The sequence below is a fragment of the Verrucosispora sp. SN26_14.1 genome, from assembly GCF_004307965.1.
Classification (GTDB): domain Bacteria; phylum Actinomycetota; class Actinomycetes; order Mycobacteriales; family Micromonosporaceae; genus Micromonospora.
Window position 1 is genome coordinate 1 of record NZ_SISL01000091.1, and the last position, 16,984, is coordinate 16,984.

Genomic DNA, 16,984 nt, shown 5'->3' on the forward strand with positions numbered 1-16,984 from the left:
GACCACGCCCACCGCGCCCGCCCGCCGGCTGCCGCCCGCCGTGCCGTCAGGCCGCTCGGGGACGTCACCTGCGTCTCCGCCCGTCAGGCCGTCCTGCGGGTACGCACCAGCGCCAGCCCGCCGGCCAGCAGACCCAGCGCGCCGAGGACCAGGGCGATCCACCCGACCGCGCCGGTGCCACCGTCGCTGGACTCCGTGCTCGTCTGCGCCACCGGCTGCACCGAGGCATCGTCGGCGTCGCCGTCGGCCTGCGCGGTCAGCACGAACTTCGGTGCCGGGTACTCCAGCTCGTCGGCGTTCTGGCCCTCGGCGGGCAGCTGCACCCAGGGCGTCTCGCCCTGCTCGCAGGTCTGCACCGAGGGGAACGCCAGCGTCTCACCGGCGGCGTCAGGCAGCTTCACCGACAGCTCGAAGGTGTCCCGCAGGTCGTCCGGCAGCGGCGTCCTGGCGGTGTAGACCACCTCGGCGACCCGCTGGGTGACCTCGTTGCCGTGGCTGTCCTTGACCGGCGGGTTCAGGTCCGCCATCACCTTCTCCACCGTCCAGTTCGGATTCACCGTCGGCGTGACCGTGACGATCTGCTCGGGAATCTGGATGGACACCTTGGTCGTCGCAGAACCGTCGCAGCCGTGCGGTACACCCAGCGTCAGCACCGCGTACGAGCCGGCGGTCGTCACCGACGGGCTGATGGTGACGTGCGCGGCGGCCGGTGAGCCGGTCAGCGCCACCGTCGCGGCGGTGAAGAGCCCGAGAGCACCGAGCTGTGCGACCCGACGACGTGTGAAGAACATGTCTGGACAACCTTCCGGGAGGGGGCGCGGCGACCGGTGCGTACGCACCTCGGTTACCTGGTCGGGCACGCCCCGCCCGGAGTTCCCGGCATTGTCGGAATTCTGCCCCGATCAGGAATCGGCGCGGGTGCCGAGGGCGAACCGGATGGTGGTGGTCAGCCGGACGCTTCCGCCGCCGGGGGACAGCACGTCTGCCACGTCGGCGAGGGCAGCGGGCAACCGCTCGGGCGGGATGCTCTCCAGGATCGCGCGGGATCCGTGTGACCAGACCCAGGCGACGAAGTGGTCGCTGTCGCGGAACCGGCTCTCGAACGGTACGTCCTCGACGGTGACCTGGTGGTAGCCGGCACGCCGCAGCAGGTCGCCGGTCGACTCGCGGGTGGCGAAGTCGTCCTCCCGGCCGGTGGCCGGTGGTTGGCGGCGCTCCGGCGGCACGTGTCGGGCCAGCGTCCCGAGTGCCTCGCTGAAGCGCGGGTCGTAGGCGGCGAAGGTGGTGACGCCGAGCCGCCCGCCGGGGCGCAGGAGCCGGTGGTAGGCGCGCAGTGCGGGCAGCGGCGCCGGCAGCATGAACACGACGAGTCCGGCGAGCACCGTGTCGAAGGTGGCCTCCGGCAGCGGGGGGTCCTCGGCGTCGGCGACCTCGACCCGGACGTTCGGCAGGCCGGCGGTGGCCACGTCGGCGCGGGTCAGGTCGACCATCGTCGGAGCCAGGTCGATGCCGACGACATCGCCGTCGGGCCCCACCGCCTGTGCGGCGGGCATCAGGACGGCGCCTCGTCCGCATCCGACGTCGAGGACCTGTTGTCCCGGGCGGACCCCGGCCCGGCGTACCAGTTCCCGCCCCATCGGGCCGAAGAACTCCACACCGACGCGGTCGTAGGTGGCGGCGCTGCGGTCGAACACCGCCGCCGTGTCGTGGCTGGCGCGGCTCGCGCTGATTCGGTTACTCACGGGCTTCCCCCTGCGTCTCTGCTGGTGCCGTCGAATCATCGATCGTCGTGCCTCTATACCCCGCTCGTCCGGACCTTAACGATCACGGTATTCGTTCCAGTCTTCGCGCGTCGTTCGACTCGGGTCGGCGAGGTCGTTGGATCAAGATCACATTAACTATCCTCAGTTTTGGGCGTTGCTTGATTAAGAAAATCAAGGTAAAAATAAATCGCACGCGGGTTGACGGCGACAGGGGGCACAGATGGACTGGCAGGAACTGACGGATCTGACCCGCGGGCAACCGTTCGTGGTCGAACGGGTCCGCCTGGCCGACAGCGGCGTCGCGGTCGAAGGACAGTTCGAGCCGCCGCAACTGGCGCAACTCGGTGTCGACGACCAGGTGTTCGTGGCCGCCTTCGTGCGGTCGCACGGGTCGATCAAGGAGATGGAGCGGATCTTCGGGGTGAGCTACCCGACGATCAAGTCCCGTCTGAACCGGATCGCCGCGCAGCTCGACTTCGTCGACACCGACCCGGCGCCCACCGGCGCCGACGTCGTCGACCGACTGCGGCGAGGGGAGATCGACGTCGCGCAGGCGCTGGCGGAGCTGGAGAGATCGCGGTGATCCCGCAGCTGGTGACGATCCGTCACCGCCGCCCCGACGGCCGCTGGCGGCGACGGTTCGTGCCGGTGCTACCGGTCCTGCTGCTGATCAGCCCACTACTGCTGCTCGCCGTGCCGGTCGCACTGGTCGCCTGCCTGGTCACCCGGGTGAACCCGGTGGCTGCGTTCCGGGGCGTGGGACAGGTGCTGGGGGCACTGCCCGGCACCCGGATCGAGATCGCGCAGGGCGACAAGACCCTGCTGGTAAGCGTCAGATGAGTCGAGGAAGAGGGACCCACATGAACGAGCAACGCCGCCAGATCCTGCAGATGCTGGCCGACGGGAAGATCACCGCAGACGAGGCGGAACAGCTCATCGGCGCCCTGGAGCGTGAGCAGCCGGAATCCCCGACGGCGACGACCCTGACCCGCCCGAAGGCCCGCCCCAAGTACCTGCGCGTGATGGTGACCACGCAGGACGAGGACGGTCCGGGCCGGGTCAACATCCGGGTTCCGCTGCAACTGCTGCGCGCCGGGGTACGCCTCACCAGCCTGGTCCCCCCGCAGGCACTCAGCAAGGTCAACGTCGAACTGGCCAAGTCGGGCGTACCCATCGACCTGACCCAGCTCAAGCCCCAGCACATCGAGGACCTCGTCGAACAGCTCGACGACATGACCATCGACGTGGACCAGTCCGAGGCCAAGGTGCAGGTCTTCTGCGAGTGACCCTCGCCCCGGAGGTCACTCCGCGTCGTGGCCCTGGAGGTCTCAGCCGGCCTCCGCCCGTTCGGTCATCCCATGGACGATGTCCCGGGTCGCCGGATACAGGGAACGGTATGCCGTGTAGCCACGGTGGTAAGCGGCGGCCGTCGACGGATCCGGTTCCACCCGGGCAGCCCACCGTGTCCAGTCGTCGTCGCTGTCGACCAGCCCGACCGCGAGGCCGGCAAGGTACGCGTCGCCGTAGCTGGCCCCGATCGTCTGCTCGGGGACCAGCTGCGGCTGACCGGTGACGTCCGAGATGATTCGGGTCCACAGCGGACGGGCGCCCCCGCCCACCGCGATGACCCGCTCGGGTGGCGTCAGCAGACCGGCCATCTCGTCGAGGTGGTGCCGGACCGCGTACCCGATTCCTTCCAGTACCGCCCGATAGAGATGTCCACGCCCGTGGTCGAGGGTCAGGCCGGCGACGACACCACGCGCCTTCTCGTCGAACAACGGAGTTCGCTCGCCCGCGAAGTACGGCAGCACCACCAGGTCGTCGGCGCCGGCGGGCACCACGGCGGCCTCGGTGGCCAGCCGCTCGTAGTCGGTCCCGCCGACGAGATCGCGCAGCCACTCGACCACCGCACCCGAGGTGGCGGTGCCACCCGCGACGCAGAAGCTGCCGGGAAAGAGGCCGGTGGTCGCCCACAACCTCGGATGGACGACCGGTGCGGTCACCGTGCGGGTGAGGAACATGGTGGTGCCGTACATCAGCATCAGGTCGCCGGCTCTGGTGGCACCCACGCTGGCGGCCTCAGCCCAGGCGTCGATGGTGCCGGCGGTGACCGGGACGCCCTCGGGCAGGCCGGTGGCCCGTGCGGCGTCACGCGTGACCCGGCCGGCGATCTCGGTGGGCCACAGCAGTCTCGGCAACTCCAGTCCCGGGGCGATCTGCGTGGCCAGGTCGTCGATCCAGGACTGCCCGTGTAGGTCATAGAGCGGGTCGCTCTGGCTGGCCGAGTGGTGGTCGAGGACGTACTCGCCGGTGAGCCGGAACACCAGGAACGAGCTGGCCATGAAGAACCGACAGGTGTCCGCCCAGACCTTTGGCTCGTGCCGTCGGACCCACCGCAGCTTCGGGCCAACAGCCTGACTGGTCAACCGGTTGCCGCCGCGCCGGACGATCTCGTCGGCACCGATGGCGTCGGTCAGTTCGGCGATCTCCGCTGTCGCCCGGGTGTCGACGCCGTACAGGATCGCGGGTCGCAGCGGCCGTCCCTCCACGGTGGCCGGCAGGACGCACGGACCGATGCCGCTGACCGCGACGGCGGCGACCGGCCCGGGAGCCGCCGCGAGCAGGTCCCGCACGATGGCGACGAACTCTGCCCACCAGATCGCCTCGGCGTCGTGCTCCACGTGGCCCGGCCGGGGCCGCGACACCCGGTGCGGGCGGGTCGCGACGGCCAGTACGGCCCCGGCCGGATCGGTGAGGACGCCCTTGCTGCTCGACGTGCCGATATCCACGCCGAGCAGGCAGGGGTCACCGGCCATCGGCAGGTCCCGCGTCGCACCCGTGCAGGCGGATCTGCGGCAGACCGGTGACCTCCCGGTCGTACTCGCGGTCGATGCGGATGTCGGTCAGCTCCTGGAGGAAGACCTCACCCTGGCTCCAGACGGTGGCCCGGAAGACGTGTCCGCCACGGACGTTGCCACCCGCCTCGGAGAACAGGGCGTGGCAGTGCGCCCACAGCTTGCCGTCAAGGGTGGTGACGTTGCCCTGGATGGAGAGGATCTCCATCGGGCGTTGCAACACGACGGTGTCGATCTCGTCGGCGAACTCGTGCTCGCGGTGGATCGGCAGCGTGGTGATGTCTCGGGGGTTGCGCAGGTAGACCTCCTGGATGGTGCCGATCACCGAGAGGATGACGGCGGTGTGTACGCCGTGGTCACGGCACACCTGCTCGATCGAGTCGGTCAACTGGGCGCCGGGCTTGATGCTCGCGGCGATCACACGGCCGTTGCCGGCGGCGCGACTGACGACGGCGGGTACGGTGCTGGTCATGGTGCCTCCCGAGGTGCTGGTTACTTGACGCTGCCCATCGTCATTCCGGTCACGATGTGCCGCTGCGCGGCGAGGGTGAGGACGAAGACGGGCAGCATGATGATCGAGGCGTAGGCCATCATCGGCCCCCAGTCCAGGGACGCCTCGTGGACGAAGTTGAAGACGGCCACCGGCAGGGTGCGGCTGTCGCCGTCGGAGAGGATCAGCGCCATCTTGAAGTCGTTCCAACTGAAGATGAACGCGAGGATGCCGGCGGTGAGCATGCCGGGTCGGGTCAGCGGCACGGCGATCCGCCAGAACGTCTCCAGCTTCCCGCACCCGTCGACCTGGGCCGCGTCGTGGACCTCGTCGGGCAGGGCGGCGAAGAAGTTCACCATGATGAAGACGGTGAGCGGGAACGTGATGATGACGTGCGACAGGATCAGTGCCGGGTAGGTACCGACCATCCGCAACGCGGTGAACGCGACGAAGAACGGCACCAGATAGGCCACCCCGGGTAGCAGACGGGCGGTCAACAGTGACAGCGACAGTTTGGTCTGCCGGTAGCGGGCGATGCTGTAGGCCGCAGGCACACCGATGAGCAGCCCGAGCAGGCTGGAGCAGGTGGCGACGACCAGGCTGTTGGTCATGTAGCGCGCGAACGGGGTGCGGGTCAGCGCCGCCTGGTAGTTGTCCAGGGTGGGCGTGAAGTCGAACCACTTCGGCGGGATCGTGTAGATGTCGACCTGTTGCTTGAACGACGACGTCAACATCCAGAAGAACACGAACAGCGCCGGAGCGAGCGCGACGGTGACGGTGACGGCGAGCGCGATCCGACCGAGGATCGATCCACGCCGTCGGCGAGGTCTGGCCACCGGTCGGGTCGGCGGTGGCGCGGTGGCTCGGGTGGCGGTCAGGATCTCGGACATCGGTTCACCCCTGGTCGGTCCGCGCCCGGAGGCGGGTGAAGACGATCGCCACGACGAAGACCAGCAGGGTCAGCCAGACCAGCAGCATCGACCCGTACCCGAAGTGCAGGTACGACAGGCCCTGCTTGAAGGCGTACAGGTTGAGGGTCTCCGAGGCGGTGCCGGGACCGCCGTCCGTGATGACTTTGATGATGTCGAACGTCTTGATGGCGTCGATGAGTCGGAACAGCGCGGCGACGAGGATGACGGGGCTCAACAGCGGCAACGTGACGCTGACGAAGGTACGCACCGGCCCGGCACCGTCGACCTTGGCCGCCTCGAACGGTTCCTGCGGAAGTGCGGCCAGCCCGGCCAGCACGATGAGCATCACCAACGGTGTCCACATCCAGGTGTCCACGATCGCCAGCGCCGGGATGACGAGGTTGGCGTCACTGATCCAGAGCAGGGTCGGTCCACCGACGGACTGCACGAGGTAGTTGAGGATGCCGATGGTCGGGTCGAAAATCATCTTCCAGACCAGGGCGACAGCGGCCGGCGTCGCGATCATCGGGAACATGAACAGGGTGCGGGCCACCCCTCGACCAGGGAAGCGCTGGTGGAACAGCAGGGCCGCGCCGACGCCGAGGACGACCTGCAGCCCCACCGACAGGGTGACGAAGTAGACGGTGCGCCAGATGCTGCCCCAGAACTGGCTGTCGCCCAGTGAGCGGGTCAGGTTGTCCAGGCCGACGAACTCCGGTGGTCGCAGCCCGCCGGACCACTCGTGGAAACTGAGATAGACGGTGTAGCCGATCGGGAACGCCAGCATCGCGACGACGACGATCAGTGCCGGGGCCGGCAGGATGTACCGGTCGTAGCGGTCCAGGACGTCGAGCAACGTGCGGCGGGGTACGGGCTGCGGGGGCTTGCGCGCAGACCGTGGGGGGCTTTCGGTGAGCGGAGCCATCGGACCAGGTCCTCCCTTGCGAGGTCCGCGGCCGGAGGCGGGGCCTCCGGCCGCGACCGATCACTAGCGCATCGCGTCGAGCAGGCCCTGCAGCTTGTCGTTCTGCTGGTCGGCCGTCCGCTTGAGGGCGTCGCCGGTCTGGCCTTCCAGGCCCTTGTTGGCGACCAGTCCCGCGATCTCGCGGGCCTCGACGCCCGGGGTCACCGGCGGGTTCATCCGGGCCCGTGCCGTCTCGGTGCTGCTCAGCACCACCTGGGTGAACTCGGGAGTCTTGTCGGCCTGCTTGAACTCGGGCGACCCCCAGGCCGACGCACGCGGGCTGGGCCAGCCGGTGAGTTTCAGGTCGAGGTTCATCTGCTTGCTGGTGGCCCACTGGATGAAGTACCAGGCGGCGTCACCCTTCTCGGAGAAGGGGTTGATGCCGTAGCCCCAACCGCCGATGAACGGCGCGGCGTCGCAGTCGGCACGGGGGACGGTGGTGTACCCGACGTTGCCGGCCACCCGGGACTTCGTCGGATCCTCCAGGTCCTTGACGAACAGGTTCACGTCCAGGAAGGCGAAGACGTTGCCCTGCGCGAACTGCTGGGAGGGCACCGGCCAGTCGAATCCGGCGATGCCGGGCGGCCCGTACTTCGTGCCGAGCTGTCCGTACGCCTCGTATGCCTTGAGCGCCTCCGGCGTGTTGATCGCGGCCTTGCCGTCGGCGACCCACTCACCGCAGTGCGCGTACAGGAATGACGAGAACGGTGTGGTCGTCTGGTACGGGATGCCGCGCAGCGCGAAGCCGTACACCCGGTTGCCGGGGTCGTGCACGGCCGCAGCGGCGGCGTCCCACTCCGCGAAGGTGGTCGGCACCTCCAGACCCGCCTTCTCCAGCAGGTCCTTGCGGTAGTAGACCAGGTCGGTCTGCATCTCCCAGAGGACGGTGACGGTCTGCTCCTCGACCGTCATCGCCTTGCGGATGCCGGCCCCGAAGTCCTCGAAGTCGTACTCCGGGTTGGTCATCCCCGGGTTGGTGAGGTAGGGACCGAGGTCGGTGTACCAGCCGTTCTTGGCGAACTGCAGGCCGTCGACCTCGGGGAAGGTCGCCATGACGTCGAAGTCCGAGGCCCGCGAGGTGAGCCGCACCGGCAGGTTCTGCCGGTAGCTGGTGACGTCGGACCCCTCGATCTCGACGGTGATGCCGGTGAGGTCGGTGAACTCGGCCAGCCCGGCCCGCAGACTCTCCACCTGACCGGTGTCGGCCACGTAGACCTTGATCGACTGGCCGTCGTAGCGCTTCCAGTCGAAGGTGTCGCCGGTGTATTCCGGACCCTGGTTCCCGGCGCCGCCCCCGCCGCAGGCGGTGACGGCCAGCGTCGCGGTCAGGGCTATCGCGAGGGTTCGTGTTATCGATCGAAATGATTGTTTCATGTCGGTTCTCCTGACGAGAAGACCGGTGCTTCGGGAGCACCGTCGTCGCCGGAAATCTGGGCGACCACGGTGCAGGGCACCTCGCCGACGCCCTGCACGTTGAGCGGGGCGAGGGTGAGCCGGATCCGGCGCCCGGCGAGGGCGCCACATCCGACCAGTCCGGCCACGGTCCAGATGGACTCGGTCAGAGCCAGGGTGGCGGCCCAGTCGTGCCGCACCTTCTCGGGCCGGTAGTGGTGGAGATAGATCGTGGCAGCGTCCGACGGGTACGCCGGGCGAAGCCAGGGCTGTAGTGCGGTCCACTCGGTCCGGGCGTGGTCGCCACCCGGCCGGTCGAGGTACAGGCAGTCGGTGAGCAGCATGTCCGACGAGTTGGCGCGGAGGCGTTCGACCAGCAACTGGGCCGCCGTGACGCTGAGGTAGGGCCCGTCGAGGTAGTACGCCGCGTCGGCGAAGCGATCCGGATCGTCCCCCCACCCCGTGGCCAGGACCACCGCGTCACCGGCCCGCAGGTCGGCGTCGTCCAGAGCGGCACGGATCGCGTCAGCGGAGATCTCGCCGCCCGGCCCCACCGGGCAGGACAGCACGACCGCCGCCCGGCCGAGCAGCCGCTGTGGTGGCAGCTGGTCGACGGTGGCTCCGGTCGGCGAACCGAGCGCCGGACCCAGCAACCGGGTCGCGGAGCCACTGCCCATGGTGATGTGGAAGAGGTTCGCGCCGTTGTAGGTCAGGGTGGCGATCTCCTCGGTCCGGTACGGCGCCTCCCAGGGGAAGAAGCTGCCGGCCGGTGACTCGGTGGTGATCGGGCGGGTCAGGTTGATGGTGCGCAGGGTCATCGGGCCTCTCCCGCCTCGTCGCCGTCCACGGCCAGCACGGTGCACGGGGCTCCTTCGGCTCCCGCGAGGAACAGGGGCAGCACGGTGATCCGGACCCGCTTGCTGCGCAGCGCGCCGCAGTTGGCCACCGCGGCGACCGGGGACATCGCGAGATGCAGGACGACCGACGACCCCCAGTCCGGGGCACCGCCGCCGGCCCCGCGTTGCGGCGTGTAGTGCCGCATGTAGATGCGGGCCTGCGGGGAGGGGAACGGCGGACGGTCCCACGGCTTGCGGGAGGCCCACTCCGGGAACATGAAGCCCTCGCCGAGATTGCCGATGTACGCGCAGTCGGTCAGCATCAGGTCGCTACCGCGTTCGGTCATCACCTCCGCCAGCCGCTTCGCGCCGTCCAGCGAGAAGTGCGGGGTGGTGGTCGCGTAGTCGTCACCGAGAGTGCGGTAGCGCTCGTCGTCGCCCCACCCGGTGCGCAGCAGCACGGCGTCACCGTCGCGGTAGTCGGGATCGCCGACGACGGCGCGCTCGATGTCGTCGGCCTCGATCTCCTCGCCGGCCTGCTTCGGGATGTCGATGACGACCGTCTCGCGGTCGACCAGCGTGCCGTAGTCGAGTTCGTGGATGCGGGGTGCGTCGTCGTCGTAGCAGGCGCCGAGCATGAGACGGGTGCCCGCCTCGCTGTGGAAGCTCATGTGGTGGGTCGAGACACCCTGCCGTTCGTGAGTCGTCACGGGCGTGAGCTGGAACGGGGAGTCCCAGGCCCACACGTTGCCGACCGGCATGAACGGATAGAGCGGCAGCGTCAGGTTGACTGTTCTCATCGGGCCTCGCTATCTCTCGGTGCGGTCCGGGGCATCGGCCTGGCGAGGTTCCGGCGCAGGGTCGATCAGGCGCCGGCGGCGCACGGGGTCGATCAGGCGCCTGGGGCAGCCTGCGGAAAGTAGAGACGGGGCTGGGCGGCCGCCCAGCGGCTGCGTTGGTCGGCCATCACGCCGCCGACCAGGTAGACGTGGTGGATCACCTGCTCGGAGATGGCCTCGGCGTCACCGTCACGCACGACGCCGAGCAGGACCCGGTGCGACTCCGCGATGTCCTGCACGCCCAACGTCGGGCCGACCATGTTGAGCCACAGACGGAAGAGCACATGCTGCTCGTCCCAGGCCTTCATGATCCGGGGAAGTCCGCACGGCGCGCAGAGGGCGCGGTGGAACCGGTAGTCCAGGTCGGCGATCCGGCGGGTGTCACCGGCCGCCGACGCCTCGTGCATCTGGGAGATCAGATCCTCGAGGTCGGAGACGTCGGACGGTCGCAGCCGCGGTGACGCCTGCTGGTAGGCCAGGGTCTCCAGCACGGTGCGGACCATGTGCAGTTCGTGGACGTCGTCCTCGGTCAACTGGACGACGCGGGTGGTGCGCGCGGACTCCTCGACGAGCAGGCCGTCCCGCTTGAGTAGCCAGATGGCCTCGCGCAGTGGCGCGCGGCTGACGCCGAGTTGCCGGGCCAGCGACTCCTCCACGATCCGGGTGCCCGGCGGCAGAGTGCCGTCCAGGATCGCCGCCCGCAGTACGTCGTAGGTCGACTCGCTGAGCACGACCTTCTGGGGCACGCGCAGCGAGGTGACGGACGATGCGGGTTCGGCCGAGTTGACCATGCGACAACCTTCCCGAAGGGGGCCCGGATTTGATGAAGCCCGGCGACTTATCGTCGACGGTGTACGGTAGACGGAAACGTAGCCGTAACATGAATGACCCGTCAAGAGGTCAGCTCGGCCGGGTCTGGACGCCCGAAAGCGCTGGTAGACGCTCTGTGAGCGAAGGGTCGACGCTGAGCAGCCCGGGGCATCGCGACGCCGCCGTAGCGCGGACGTGACAGCCGAATCCGGGATTGCGTCGATGGGCATCAACCGGGGGCACGGACGAGTGGCCTGCGGCCGAGCGGAGTGAGCCGGCGGCGACGCATACATACCGCGCGCCGCACGGGGTCGGGCGCCATGCATCCCGCAGACGCCGCTTGCGGCGCGTGGGGCGCAGATGCCCCACGCGCCGCCGGTGCTACCTGTCGGACAACAGTGACGCGACCGCCTCGGCGGTGCTCGGGTGCGCCTCCACCAGGACCGCCGCACCGCTGCGGGGAGCACACCAGTCGCCCCGTACACCGAGGAGGCCGGCGACCGCGTCCACCGGCTCCGGATGAGCGGCCAGCAGGGCGTGCACCGGCCCGGCCGCCCCACCGGAGAAGCGCGGCGCGACGGTGGGGACGGCGGGGGAGGTACGCAGCCAGGGCGGGACCCACGAGTCCAACTCGGAGAGTGTGCCCGGGAACGTGCGCCCCGCCTCGCGGACCAGCAACGGCACCGACTCGGCGCCGTGCTGCCGCAGGGTGGTGACCAGGTTGGGCAGCCAGGGCAGCAGGACCGGGTCGGGCAGTCGGGCGAACGCGGTGGACATCGTCTCCACCACGAACGGCGCGAGCCCCGGCACCGGTTCCAGCGCGTGCACGAACCCGGACAGATACTGCGGGAAGGCCGGCACCACCAGCGGGTTGGCCAGCAGCTCCTGGCATTGGGCCCGCAGCTCGGTCAGAGGCAGCAGACCGAGCTGGTGCCGGGCCGCCCAGAGCAGGGCCACCTTGGCCGGCGCCTCCGGATGGGACTGACCCACCGCGAGTTCGAGCTGTGACCGGTCGCAGCCGAGGGAGAGCGCCAGACTCTCCAGGCTGAACAGGAACCCGAGCATCGCCCCGACCTGCCGGACGCCGGTCTCCTCCTCGACGAACGCGGTCGGCAGCAACGTGCAGTAGTGGGCGTACCCGGTGGTCACGAACGCCGCGCACCAGGCCGGCAGCGTCGGCGCGGTGGCCTGGTGGTGGGCGAGCAGCCGGCGGATCCGGCGCAGCACGCGCGGCGCGTCGTCGACGGTGCGTTCGGCGGCGAGCAGCTCCACCGCCCGGGCACCCAGTTCGTCGACCAGCCGAGGGCTGTCCAGCAGCCGGATGGCGTCCTCGACGGCGGCGAGAGCACCGGCGGCGGTGGCGTCCGGGCCGTGTGCCGCCCGACGCAGGCGCTGTTCCAGCACCTGCTCGACGGTCACCCCCTCGTACCCGAGTTCGATCAACGCGCGTTGGTGACGGCCCAGCGCCAGATCCCAGCTCTCCTGGATGGACCGGTGGCCGAGCCGACGCTCACCCATGATCGGCCGGACCGCGTCCGGCGGCAGCACGTGCCGCAGCATCCAGAGCAGGTCCGAGCAGCCGGCCAGCTCCGGGTTGCCGTGCAGATCCAGCAACGCCCGCTGCATGGTCCGCTTCTCCAGGTCCAGACCGAGCGGCTGGAGCCGGTCCAGCACGTCGCGGGCCAACGGCGGCAGGGCGTCGTAGCCGACCTGCCCGATCCGGTCCCCGCCGAGCAGGATCTCGCAGAGCCGCCGCACGTCACGTCGACCCGGCACCACGTCCTTCTCGATGCAGGTCACCGCCGCGTCGGCGAAGTCGTACGGGGTGGGCCGGGCCCGGTTGCGCAACCCCGCCAACAGGATCGAGGTCTCGAACACCGCGATCGCGTCGGCGGTGCTGGCCAGGTAGCCGTTGCGCCGGGCCAGTCGGACGATGTCCACGCACCACCGGCGCAGCTCCGCCTCGTCGAGCCCGTCGAGGGCGGGTGGCGCGGCGAGGAACCCGGAGAGCCGGTCGCTGACCGCCTCGTCCGGTGCCGGATCCGGCGCGGCGCGTCCCCGCCGGCCCCGGGGCGTGCCACCCCGCTGACCGTCCAGCCGGTACGGCGTCAGGCGCGACCCGCTCACCGCCTTGGTCCAGCTCGCGGCCGCGATCGACACCGATCCGGGTGCGAGACCGAACTGGGCCTCGATCGCCGAGTGGCTGGACGGGATCAGGCCGTACCGCCACCGCGTCGCGGTACGCGGGGAGATGTCGAAGTCCGGGGCGGTGGAGTCCAGGCCGAACTGCGCGACGCGGCTGGCGGCGTGGAAGGCGCCGCAGACGTAGAGGCAGTCCTCGGGGTCGGCCCCGGAGGCGGCCAGGTGCTGCCGGATCCGGGTCCACATGTAGCGTTCCCGGTCCTCGTCGCGGTCGGTGCGGTCCGACCCGACGGGACGCAGCCGCCGGAACAGGCTGCCGATCAGCACCATCACCTGCCGGTAGGTGTCGTGGTCGGCGACGGTGAGCGGCCGTTCGACGTACTGGTCCCACCACTCCGACCAGTGCCGCACCTTGCCGTGGTGCAGCAGGTGCGCCTCCAACTCGGCGAACCGGGGACGCAGGTCGCCGATCTCCACGCCCACCGCGTCGCCGTGCAGGGCCGCCTGCTCGCCCGCCTCGGCACCGCTCTCCGCGCCGGCCACCTCGCCCTGGGGCGGGGTCCCGCCCCGGGGCGACCACTGGAAGACGTGATCGGTGGAGCGGTCGACCAGCACCAACTCCACCCCGGGCGTCTCCAACGCGTACGCGATCGCCTGGTACTCGGCGGACGCCTCGGTGACCGGCGCGATCACGCTGAGCGGACCCCACGCGGCGGGGAAGCCGTCGAGTTCGGAGGCGAACGCCTGCACCGCCACCGGCAACCGACAGTTGCGCAGTTCCCCCAGCAACGGTCGGAGGTCCTCGCAGAGCTCCAGATAGATCACCCGAGGCTGCTTGCTCCGCAACCGGCGCACCATGGCCAGCGCCGAGGCCGGCGAATGGTGGCAGACCGGGAAGATCTCCAGCCGCTCGCCCAGGGCGCGGTCCACGTCGTCGACGATCCCGGCGAGGATGTCGGCCAGCGCGTCCGGACCGCCCGCGAAGGCGGCGGCCGCATCGGTGAGCTGGTCACGCAGGGCACCGAACGCGCCGACGGCGGCGGGGGCGCTCATGACAGGGCGGCGATCGCCTGACGGCCACCGTCGAGGAAGCCGCGCCATTCACCACCGTCCTGGGTGGCCCGGGGCTCCACCACCGCGTGCAGGTACTTGTTGAGGATGGCCAGGTCCTCCGGGCTGCGTCGGGCCAGCGACCCCATCAGCGACCCGGCCAGCGTCTCGGCGCGCAGCGTCCGGTCGCCGAAGAACTGGCTGTGCAGGATCGCGTCCTCCAGCACCCCGATCTGCTCGGCGGTGGAGAGCGCCGACTCCAACTTCTCGTCGTCGCTGGTCGCCGACGCGGCGGCGGCCCGCAGGTCGGCGAAGCTCTGCAGCAGGATGTCCAGCAGCGTCGGCGGCACGTCCAGCTCCACGTGGTGCCGGCGCAGCAGCTCCTCGGTGCGGAACCGGACGATCTCCGCCTCGCTGCGCTTGTTGGTGACCACCGGGATCCGGACGAAGTTGAAGCGTCGCTTCAACGCCGACGACAGGTCGTTGACGCCCCGGTCCCGGCTGTTGGCGGTCGCGATGATGGAGAATCCGGGCTGGGCGAAGACGATGTTGTCGTCGTTCAGCTCGGGGATGGAGACGTACTTCTCCGACAGGATGGAGATCAACGCGTCCTGTACGTCACTGGTGGAGCGGGTCAGCTCCTCGAAACGCCCCACCACGCCCTGCTCCATCGCGGTCATGATCGGCGACGGGATCATCGACTCGCGCGACTGTCCCTTGGCGATGACCATCGAGACGTTCCACGAGTACTTGATGTGGTCCTCGGTGGTGCCGGCGGTGCCCTGCACCACGAGCGTGGAGTTGCGGCAGATCGCCGCCGACAGCAGCTCGGCGAGCCAGCTCTTACCGGTGCCCGGGTCACCGATGAGCAGCAGGCCCCGGTCCGACGCCAGCGTCACGATGCTGCGTTCGACGAAGCTGCGGTCGCCGAACCACTTCTGCGGGATCTCCCGGTCCAGACCGTCGGCGCGTTCCGAACCGAGCACGAACAGCCGGACCATGCGCGGGCTCAACCGCCAGGAGTACGGCTTCGGACCGGTGTCCACCGACTCCAGGAAGTCGAGTTCGTCGGCGTACTTGACCTCGGCGGGGGCACGCAGCATCTCGGACATCAGGGGTGTCTCTCCTAGGTGAGGAAGCTCTTGAGCTCGAAGACGAGTTTGCGGATGTGGCCGGAGACGACCGGGGTGCCCAGGTCCTTGAGGCGCTGCCGGAACCAGGGGTTGACGCTCTGCTGGCCGGAGCTGCTGACCGAGCCGACCGGGATGAACCGCACCCCCGACCGGTGCACCGCCTCGATGCCGTCGAACAGGGGTTGGGACCGGCCGAACTCGTAGAAGTCCGAGATCCAGACCATCACCGTGTTCCTCGGCTCGACGATCTTCGGGCGGGCCATCGCCATCGCCAACGGCCCGTCGTTGCCACCGCCGAGGTTGGTGCGGAGCAGGACCTCGAACGGGTCGTGCACCCACGGGGTCAGGTCCAACGCCCGCGTGTCGTACGCGATCAGGTGCACGTCGACCTTGGGCAGCCCGGCGAAGATAGACGCCAGGATGGTGCAGTTGACCATGGAGTCGACCATCGACCCGGACTGGTCCACCACCACGATCAGCCGCGACGGCGTGGTCTTGCGCGCCGTCTGCCGGTAGTAGAGCCGGTCGACGTAGAGGCGCTCGTCCTCCGGGCTCCAGTTCGTCAGGTTCTGCCAGATGGTGCGGTCCAGGTCGAGGTTGCGATAGACCCGCTTGGGCGGCACCGACCGGTCGATGCTGCCGACGCTGGTCTGCGCGACCTGGGTCCGCAACACCTCGGCGACCTCGTCGACGAAGCGGCGGATCAGCGCCTTGGCGTTGGCCAACGCGACGCCGGAGAGATTGGACTTGTCCCGCAGCAGCTGCTCGATCAGCGACATGCTGGGCGTGAGCTGGCGGGCCAGCGTCGGGTCCGCCAGCACCTCCCGCAGGCGCATCCGCCGGACCAGGTCACCCTCGATCCCGGCGAGGGTGGGGCCGAGCCCGGTGCCCTGCCGGCGCAGCTCGCCGGGCGTGCTGCCGAGCGCCTGCTCGAACCACCCGGCGTCCGCCTGCCAGCCGGCCAGTTGACTCGCGGTGACCGGCCCCGCACCGGTGGCGAAGACGTTGAGCAGCAGCTTCGACACCAGCGCCGCGCGCCGGACCTCGGCCTCGCCGGGCTGATGCGGCCCGGCGGTCGACCCGGCCTCCGCCTCGGTGTCGGCCTCTGTGTCGGTGCCGGCCTCCGGCTCGGGGTCGGCCTCCGCCTCGGTGCCGGGGTCGGTGTCGACGAGTAGGCCCCGCAACTCGTCGGCCACCTCGGGGAAGCGCTGCACCACGGTGTCCACCGACACCGACGGGTCCAGCAGGGCGGCCGGCAGGCCGAGGTCCTCGACCACGGCCATGCTCGCCGACTCCAGGGTGGGCTGCTCGTCCGGGTCGAAGATCCGACCCAGCAGCCGCCAGTAGAGCACCTGCCGCCGGTTCGCGGCGGCCCGGTCGTCGGGGGAGTGGGTCATCGGCGCAGCAACCGTCCCGCGCGTTCGCGCAGCACGGCCACGGCGTCGCCCGCCCTGGCCTCGGCCTTGGCCACCCTCGGGTCGGTGACACCCTCGGCCCAGTCACCGTTGTGCGCCTCGACGGGCGCACGTTTGACGCTGGCCTGCACCGCCAGCGGCTGCACCCACCACCGCCCGTCGTCCCAGCGGGCCAGGCCGAGGCAGGCGGTCGAGGCGGCCACGAGTGCGGCGGTGAGCGGACCGGCCGCCGGCAGCCGCTCGACGGCGACGCCGATCGACTCGCCGTCCCGGTCCAGGGTGAGCCCGTCGCCACCCTTGCGTACCCGGTAGCCCTCCAGCAGGACCGGCTCGGCGATCGCGGCCGGATGCCGGTCCAGCGGGGCGGTGGCCGCCGCCGTCGCG

At 70.1% G+C, this 16,984-nt stretch carries 16 protein-coding genes and 1 pseudogene; 3 read left to right on the forward strand and 14 right to left on the reverse strand.

The features are described from left to right. Positions 1-83: 83 nt before the first annotated feature. The gene (locus EYA84_RS11415) at positions 84-791 is read right to left on the reverse strand and encodes a YcnI family protein (RefSeq protein WP_131053014.1); all 708 of its coding nucleotides are present in this window, start codon (positions 789-791) and stop codon (positions 84-86) included. Positions 792-902: 111 nt separating this feature from the next. Beyond that, entirely contained in the window at positions 903-1,730 is an 828-nt protein-coding gene (locus EYA84_RS11420; protein ID WP_387257956.1) for a class I SAM-dependent methyltransferase, read from the reverse strand. A gap of 253 nt (positions 1,731-1,983) precedes the next feature. Between EYA84_RS11420 and EYA84_RS11425 the strand changes: the two genes are divergently transcribed. Genes EYA84_RS11425 through EYA84_RS11435 form a run of 3 tightly spaced genes read left to right on the forward strand, consistent with a single transcriptional unit; the run spans position 1,984 to position 3,049 of the window. Continuing rightward, on the forward strand, positions 1,984-2,346 hold the full coding sequence (locus EYA84_RS11425) for a DUF2089 domain-containing protein (protein ID WP_131053015.1): 363 nt from the start codon (positions 1,984-1,986) through the stop codon (positions 2,344-2,346). Beyond that, positions 2,343-2,603, forward strand: coding sequence for a hypothetical protein (locus tag EYA84_RS11430; protein WP_131053016.1), 261 nt, complete (start codon positions 2,343-2,345; stop codon positions 2,601-2,603). The genes EYA84_RS11425 and EYA84_RS11430 overlap by 4 nt, the downstream gene beginning before the upstream one ends. Before the next feature lie 20 nt (positions 2,604-2,623). Further along, positions 2,624-3,049 carry a hypothetical protein gene (locus tag EYA84_RS11435; protein ID WP_131053017.1) on the forward strand — a complete coding sequence of 142 codons (426 nt, stop codon included), beginning with the start codon at positions 2,624-2,626 and terminating at the stop codon, positions 3,047-3,049. Between the two features lie 42 nt (positions 3,050-3,091). Here the strand turns inward: EYA84_RS11435 and EYA84_RS11440 are convergent, their stop codons facing one another. The 12 genes and pseudogenes from EYA84_RS11440 to EYA84_RS11495 all read right to left on the reverse strand — a co-directional run. After that, positions 3,092-4,579 (reverse strand): FGGY-family carbohydrate kinase, encoded by a 1,488-nt coding sequence (locus EYA84_RS11440; protein ID WP_131053018.1) that lies wholly within the window; start codon positions 4,577-4,579, stop codon positions 3,092-3,094. Beyond that, on the reverse strand, positions 4,569-5,090 hold the full coding sequence (locus tag EYA84_RS11445) for a PPC domain-containing DNA-binding protein (RefSeq protein ID WP_131053019.1): 522 nt from the start codon (positions 5,088-5,090) through the stop codon (positions 4,569-4,571). Before EYA84_RS11445 ends, EYA84_RS11440 begins: the two co-directional genes overlap by 11 nt. A 20-nt stretch (positions 5,091-5,110) precedes the next feature. Then, positions 5,111-5,998, reverse strand: coding sequence for a carbohydrate ABC transporter permease (locus tag EYA84_RS11450; RefSeq protein WP_131053020.1), 888 nt, complete (start codon positions 5,996-5,998; stop codon positions 5,111-5,113). Positions 5,999-6,002: 4 nt separating this feature from the next. Continuing rightward, positions 6,003-6,944: a carbohydrate ABC transporter permease gene (locus EYA84_RS11455; protein WP_131053021.1), complete on the reverse strand. Its 942-nt coding sequence runs from the start codon at positions 6,942-6,944 to the stop codon at positions 6,003-6,005. Positions 6,945-7,007: 63 nt separating this feature from the next. Next, the gene (locus EYA84_RS11460) at positions 7,008-8,357 is read right to left on the reverse strand and encodes a sugar ABC transporter substrate-binding protein (RefSeq protein ID WP_161594951.1); all 1,350 of its coding nucleotides are present in this window, start codon (positions 8,355-8,357) and stop codon (positions 7,008-7,010) included. Then, positions 8,354-9,193 (reverse strand): cyclase family protein, encoded by an 840-nt coding sequence (locus EYA84_RS11465; RefSeq protein WP_131053023.1) that lies wholly within the window; start codon positions 9,191-9,193, stop codon positions 8,354-8,356. Before EYA84_RS11465 ends, EYA84_RS11460 begins: the two co-directional genes overlap by 4 nt. Further along, the gene (locus tag EYA84_RS11470; RefSeq protein ID WP_131053024.1) at positions 9,190-10,011 is read right to left on the reverse strand and encodes a cyclase family protein; all 822 of its coding nucleotides are present in this window, start codon (positions 10,009-10,011) and stop codon (positions 9,190-9,192) included. The genes EYA84_RS11465 and EYA84_RS11470 overlap by 4 nt, the downstream gene beginning before the upstream one ends. A 92-nt stretch (positions 10,012-10,103) precedes the next feature. Continuing rightward, the gene (locus EYA84_RS11475) at positions 10,104-10,841 is read right to left on the reverse strand and encodes a GntR family transcriptional regulator (RefSeq protein WP_161594952.1); all 738 of its coding nucleotides are present in this window, start codon (positions 10,839-10,841) and stop codon (positions 10,104-10,106) included. 400 nt (positions 10,842-11,241) lie between these two features. Further along, the gene (locus tag EYA84_RS11480; protein WP_131053026.1) at positions 11,242-14,055 is read right to left on the reverse strand and encodes a DUF5682 family protein; all 2,814 of its coding nucleotides are present in this window, start codon (positions 14,053-14,055) and stop codon (positions 11,242-11,244) included. Next, positions 14,052-15,164, reverse strand: a complete 1,113-nt coding sequence (locus EYA84_RS11485; protein ID WP_131053027.1) for an AAA family ATPase — start codon at positions 15,162-15,164, stop codon at positions 14,052-14,054. Before EYA84_RS11485 ends, EYA84_RS11480 begins: the two co-directional genes overlap by 4 nt. A gap of 14 nt (positions 15,165-15,178) precedes the next feature. Next, on the reverse strand, positions 15,179-16,582 hold the full coding sequence (locus EYA84_RS11490; protein WP_131053028.1) for a VWA domain-containing protein: 1,404 nt from the start codon (positions 16,580-16,582) through the stop codon (positions 15,179-15,181). After that, positions 16,579-16,984: pseudogene (locus tag EYA84_RS11495) on the reverse strand (hypothetical protein); the annotation flags it as partial. The pseudogene EYA84_RS11495 and the gene EYA84_RS11490, both read right to left, overlap by 4 nt.

Coding starts and splice junctions, on each gene's coding strand:
- EYA84_RS11415 (WP_131053014.1), bottom strand. CDS start 791: ATGTTCTTCACACGTCGTCGGGTCGCACAGCTCGGTGCTCTCGGGCTC.
- EYA84_RS11425 (WP_131053015.1), top strand. CDS start 1,984: ATGGACTGGCAGGAACTGACGGATCTGACCCGCGGGCAACCGTTCGTG.
- EYA84_RS11435 (WP_131053017.1), top strand. CDS start 2,624: ATGAACGAGCAACGCCGCCAGATCCTGCAGATGCTGGCCGACGGGAAG.
- EYA84_RS11440 (WP_131053018.1), bottom strand. CDS start 4,579: ATGGCCGGTGACCCCTGCCTGCTCGGCGTGGATATCGGCACGTCGAGC.
- EYA84_RS11445 (WP_131053019.1), bottom strand. CDS start 5,090: ATGACCAGCACCGTACCCGCCGTCGTCAGTCGCGCCGCCGGCAACGGC.
- EYA84_RS11450 (WP_131053020.1), bottom strand. CDS start 5,998: ATGTCCGAGATCCTGACCGCCACCCGAGCCACCGCGCCACCGCCGACC.
- EYA84_RS11455 (WP_131053021.1), bottom strand. CDS start 6,944: ATGGCTCCGCTCACCGAAAGCCCCCCACGGTCTGCGCGCAAGCCCCCG.
- EYA84_RS11460 (WP_161594951.1), bottom strand. CDS start 8,357: ATGAAACAATCATTTCGATCGATAACACGAACCCTCGCGATAGCCCTG.
- EYA84_RS11465 (WP_131053023.1), bottom strand. CDS start 9,193: ATGACCCTGCGCACCATCAACCTGACCCGCCCGATCACCACCGAGTCA.
- EYA84_RS11470 (WP_131053024.1), bottom strand. CDS start 10,011: ATGAGAACAGTCAACCTGACGCTGCCGCTCTATCCGTTCATGCCGGTC.
- EYA84_RS11475 (WP_161594952.1), bottom strand. CDS start 10,841: ATGGTCAACTCGGCCGAACCCGCATCGTCCGTCACCTCGCTGCGCGTG.
- EYA84_RS11480 (WP_131053026.1), bottom strand. CDS start 14,055: ATGAGCGCCCCCGCCGCCGTCGGCGCGTTCGGTGCCCTGCGTGACCAG.
- EYA84_RS11485 (WP_131053027.1), bottom strand. CDS start 15,164: ATGTCCGAGATGCTGCGTGCCCCCGCCGAGGTCAAGTACGCCGACGAA.
- EYA84_RS11490 (WP_131053028.1), bottom strand. CDS start 16,582: ATGACCCACTCCCCCGACGACCGGGCCGCCGCGAACCGGCGGCAGGTG.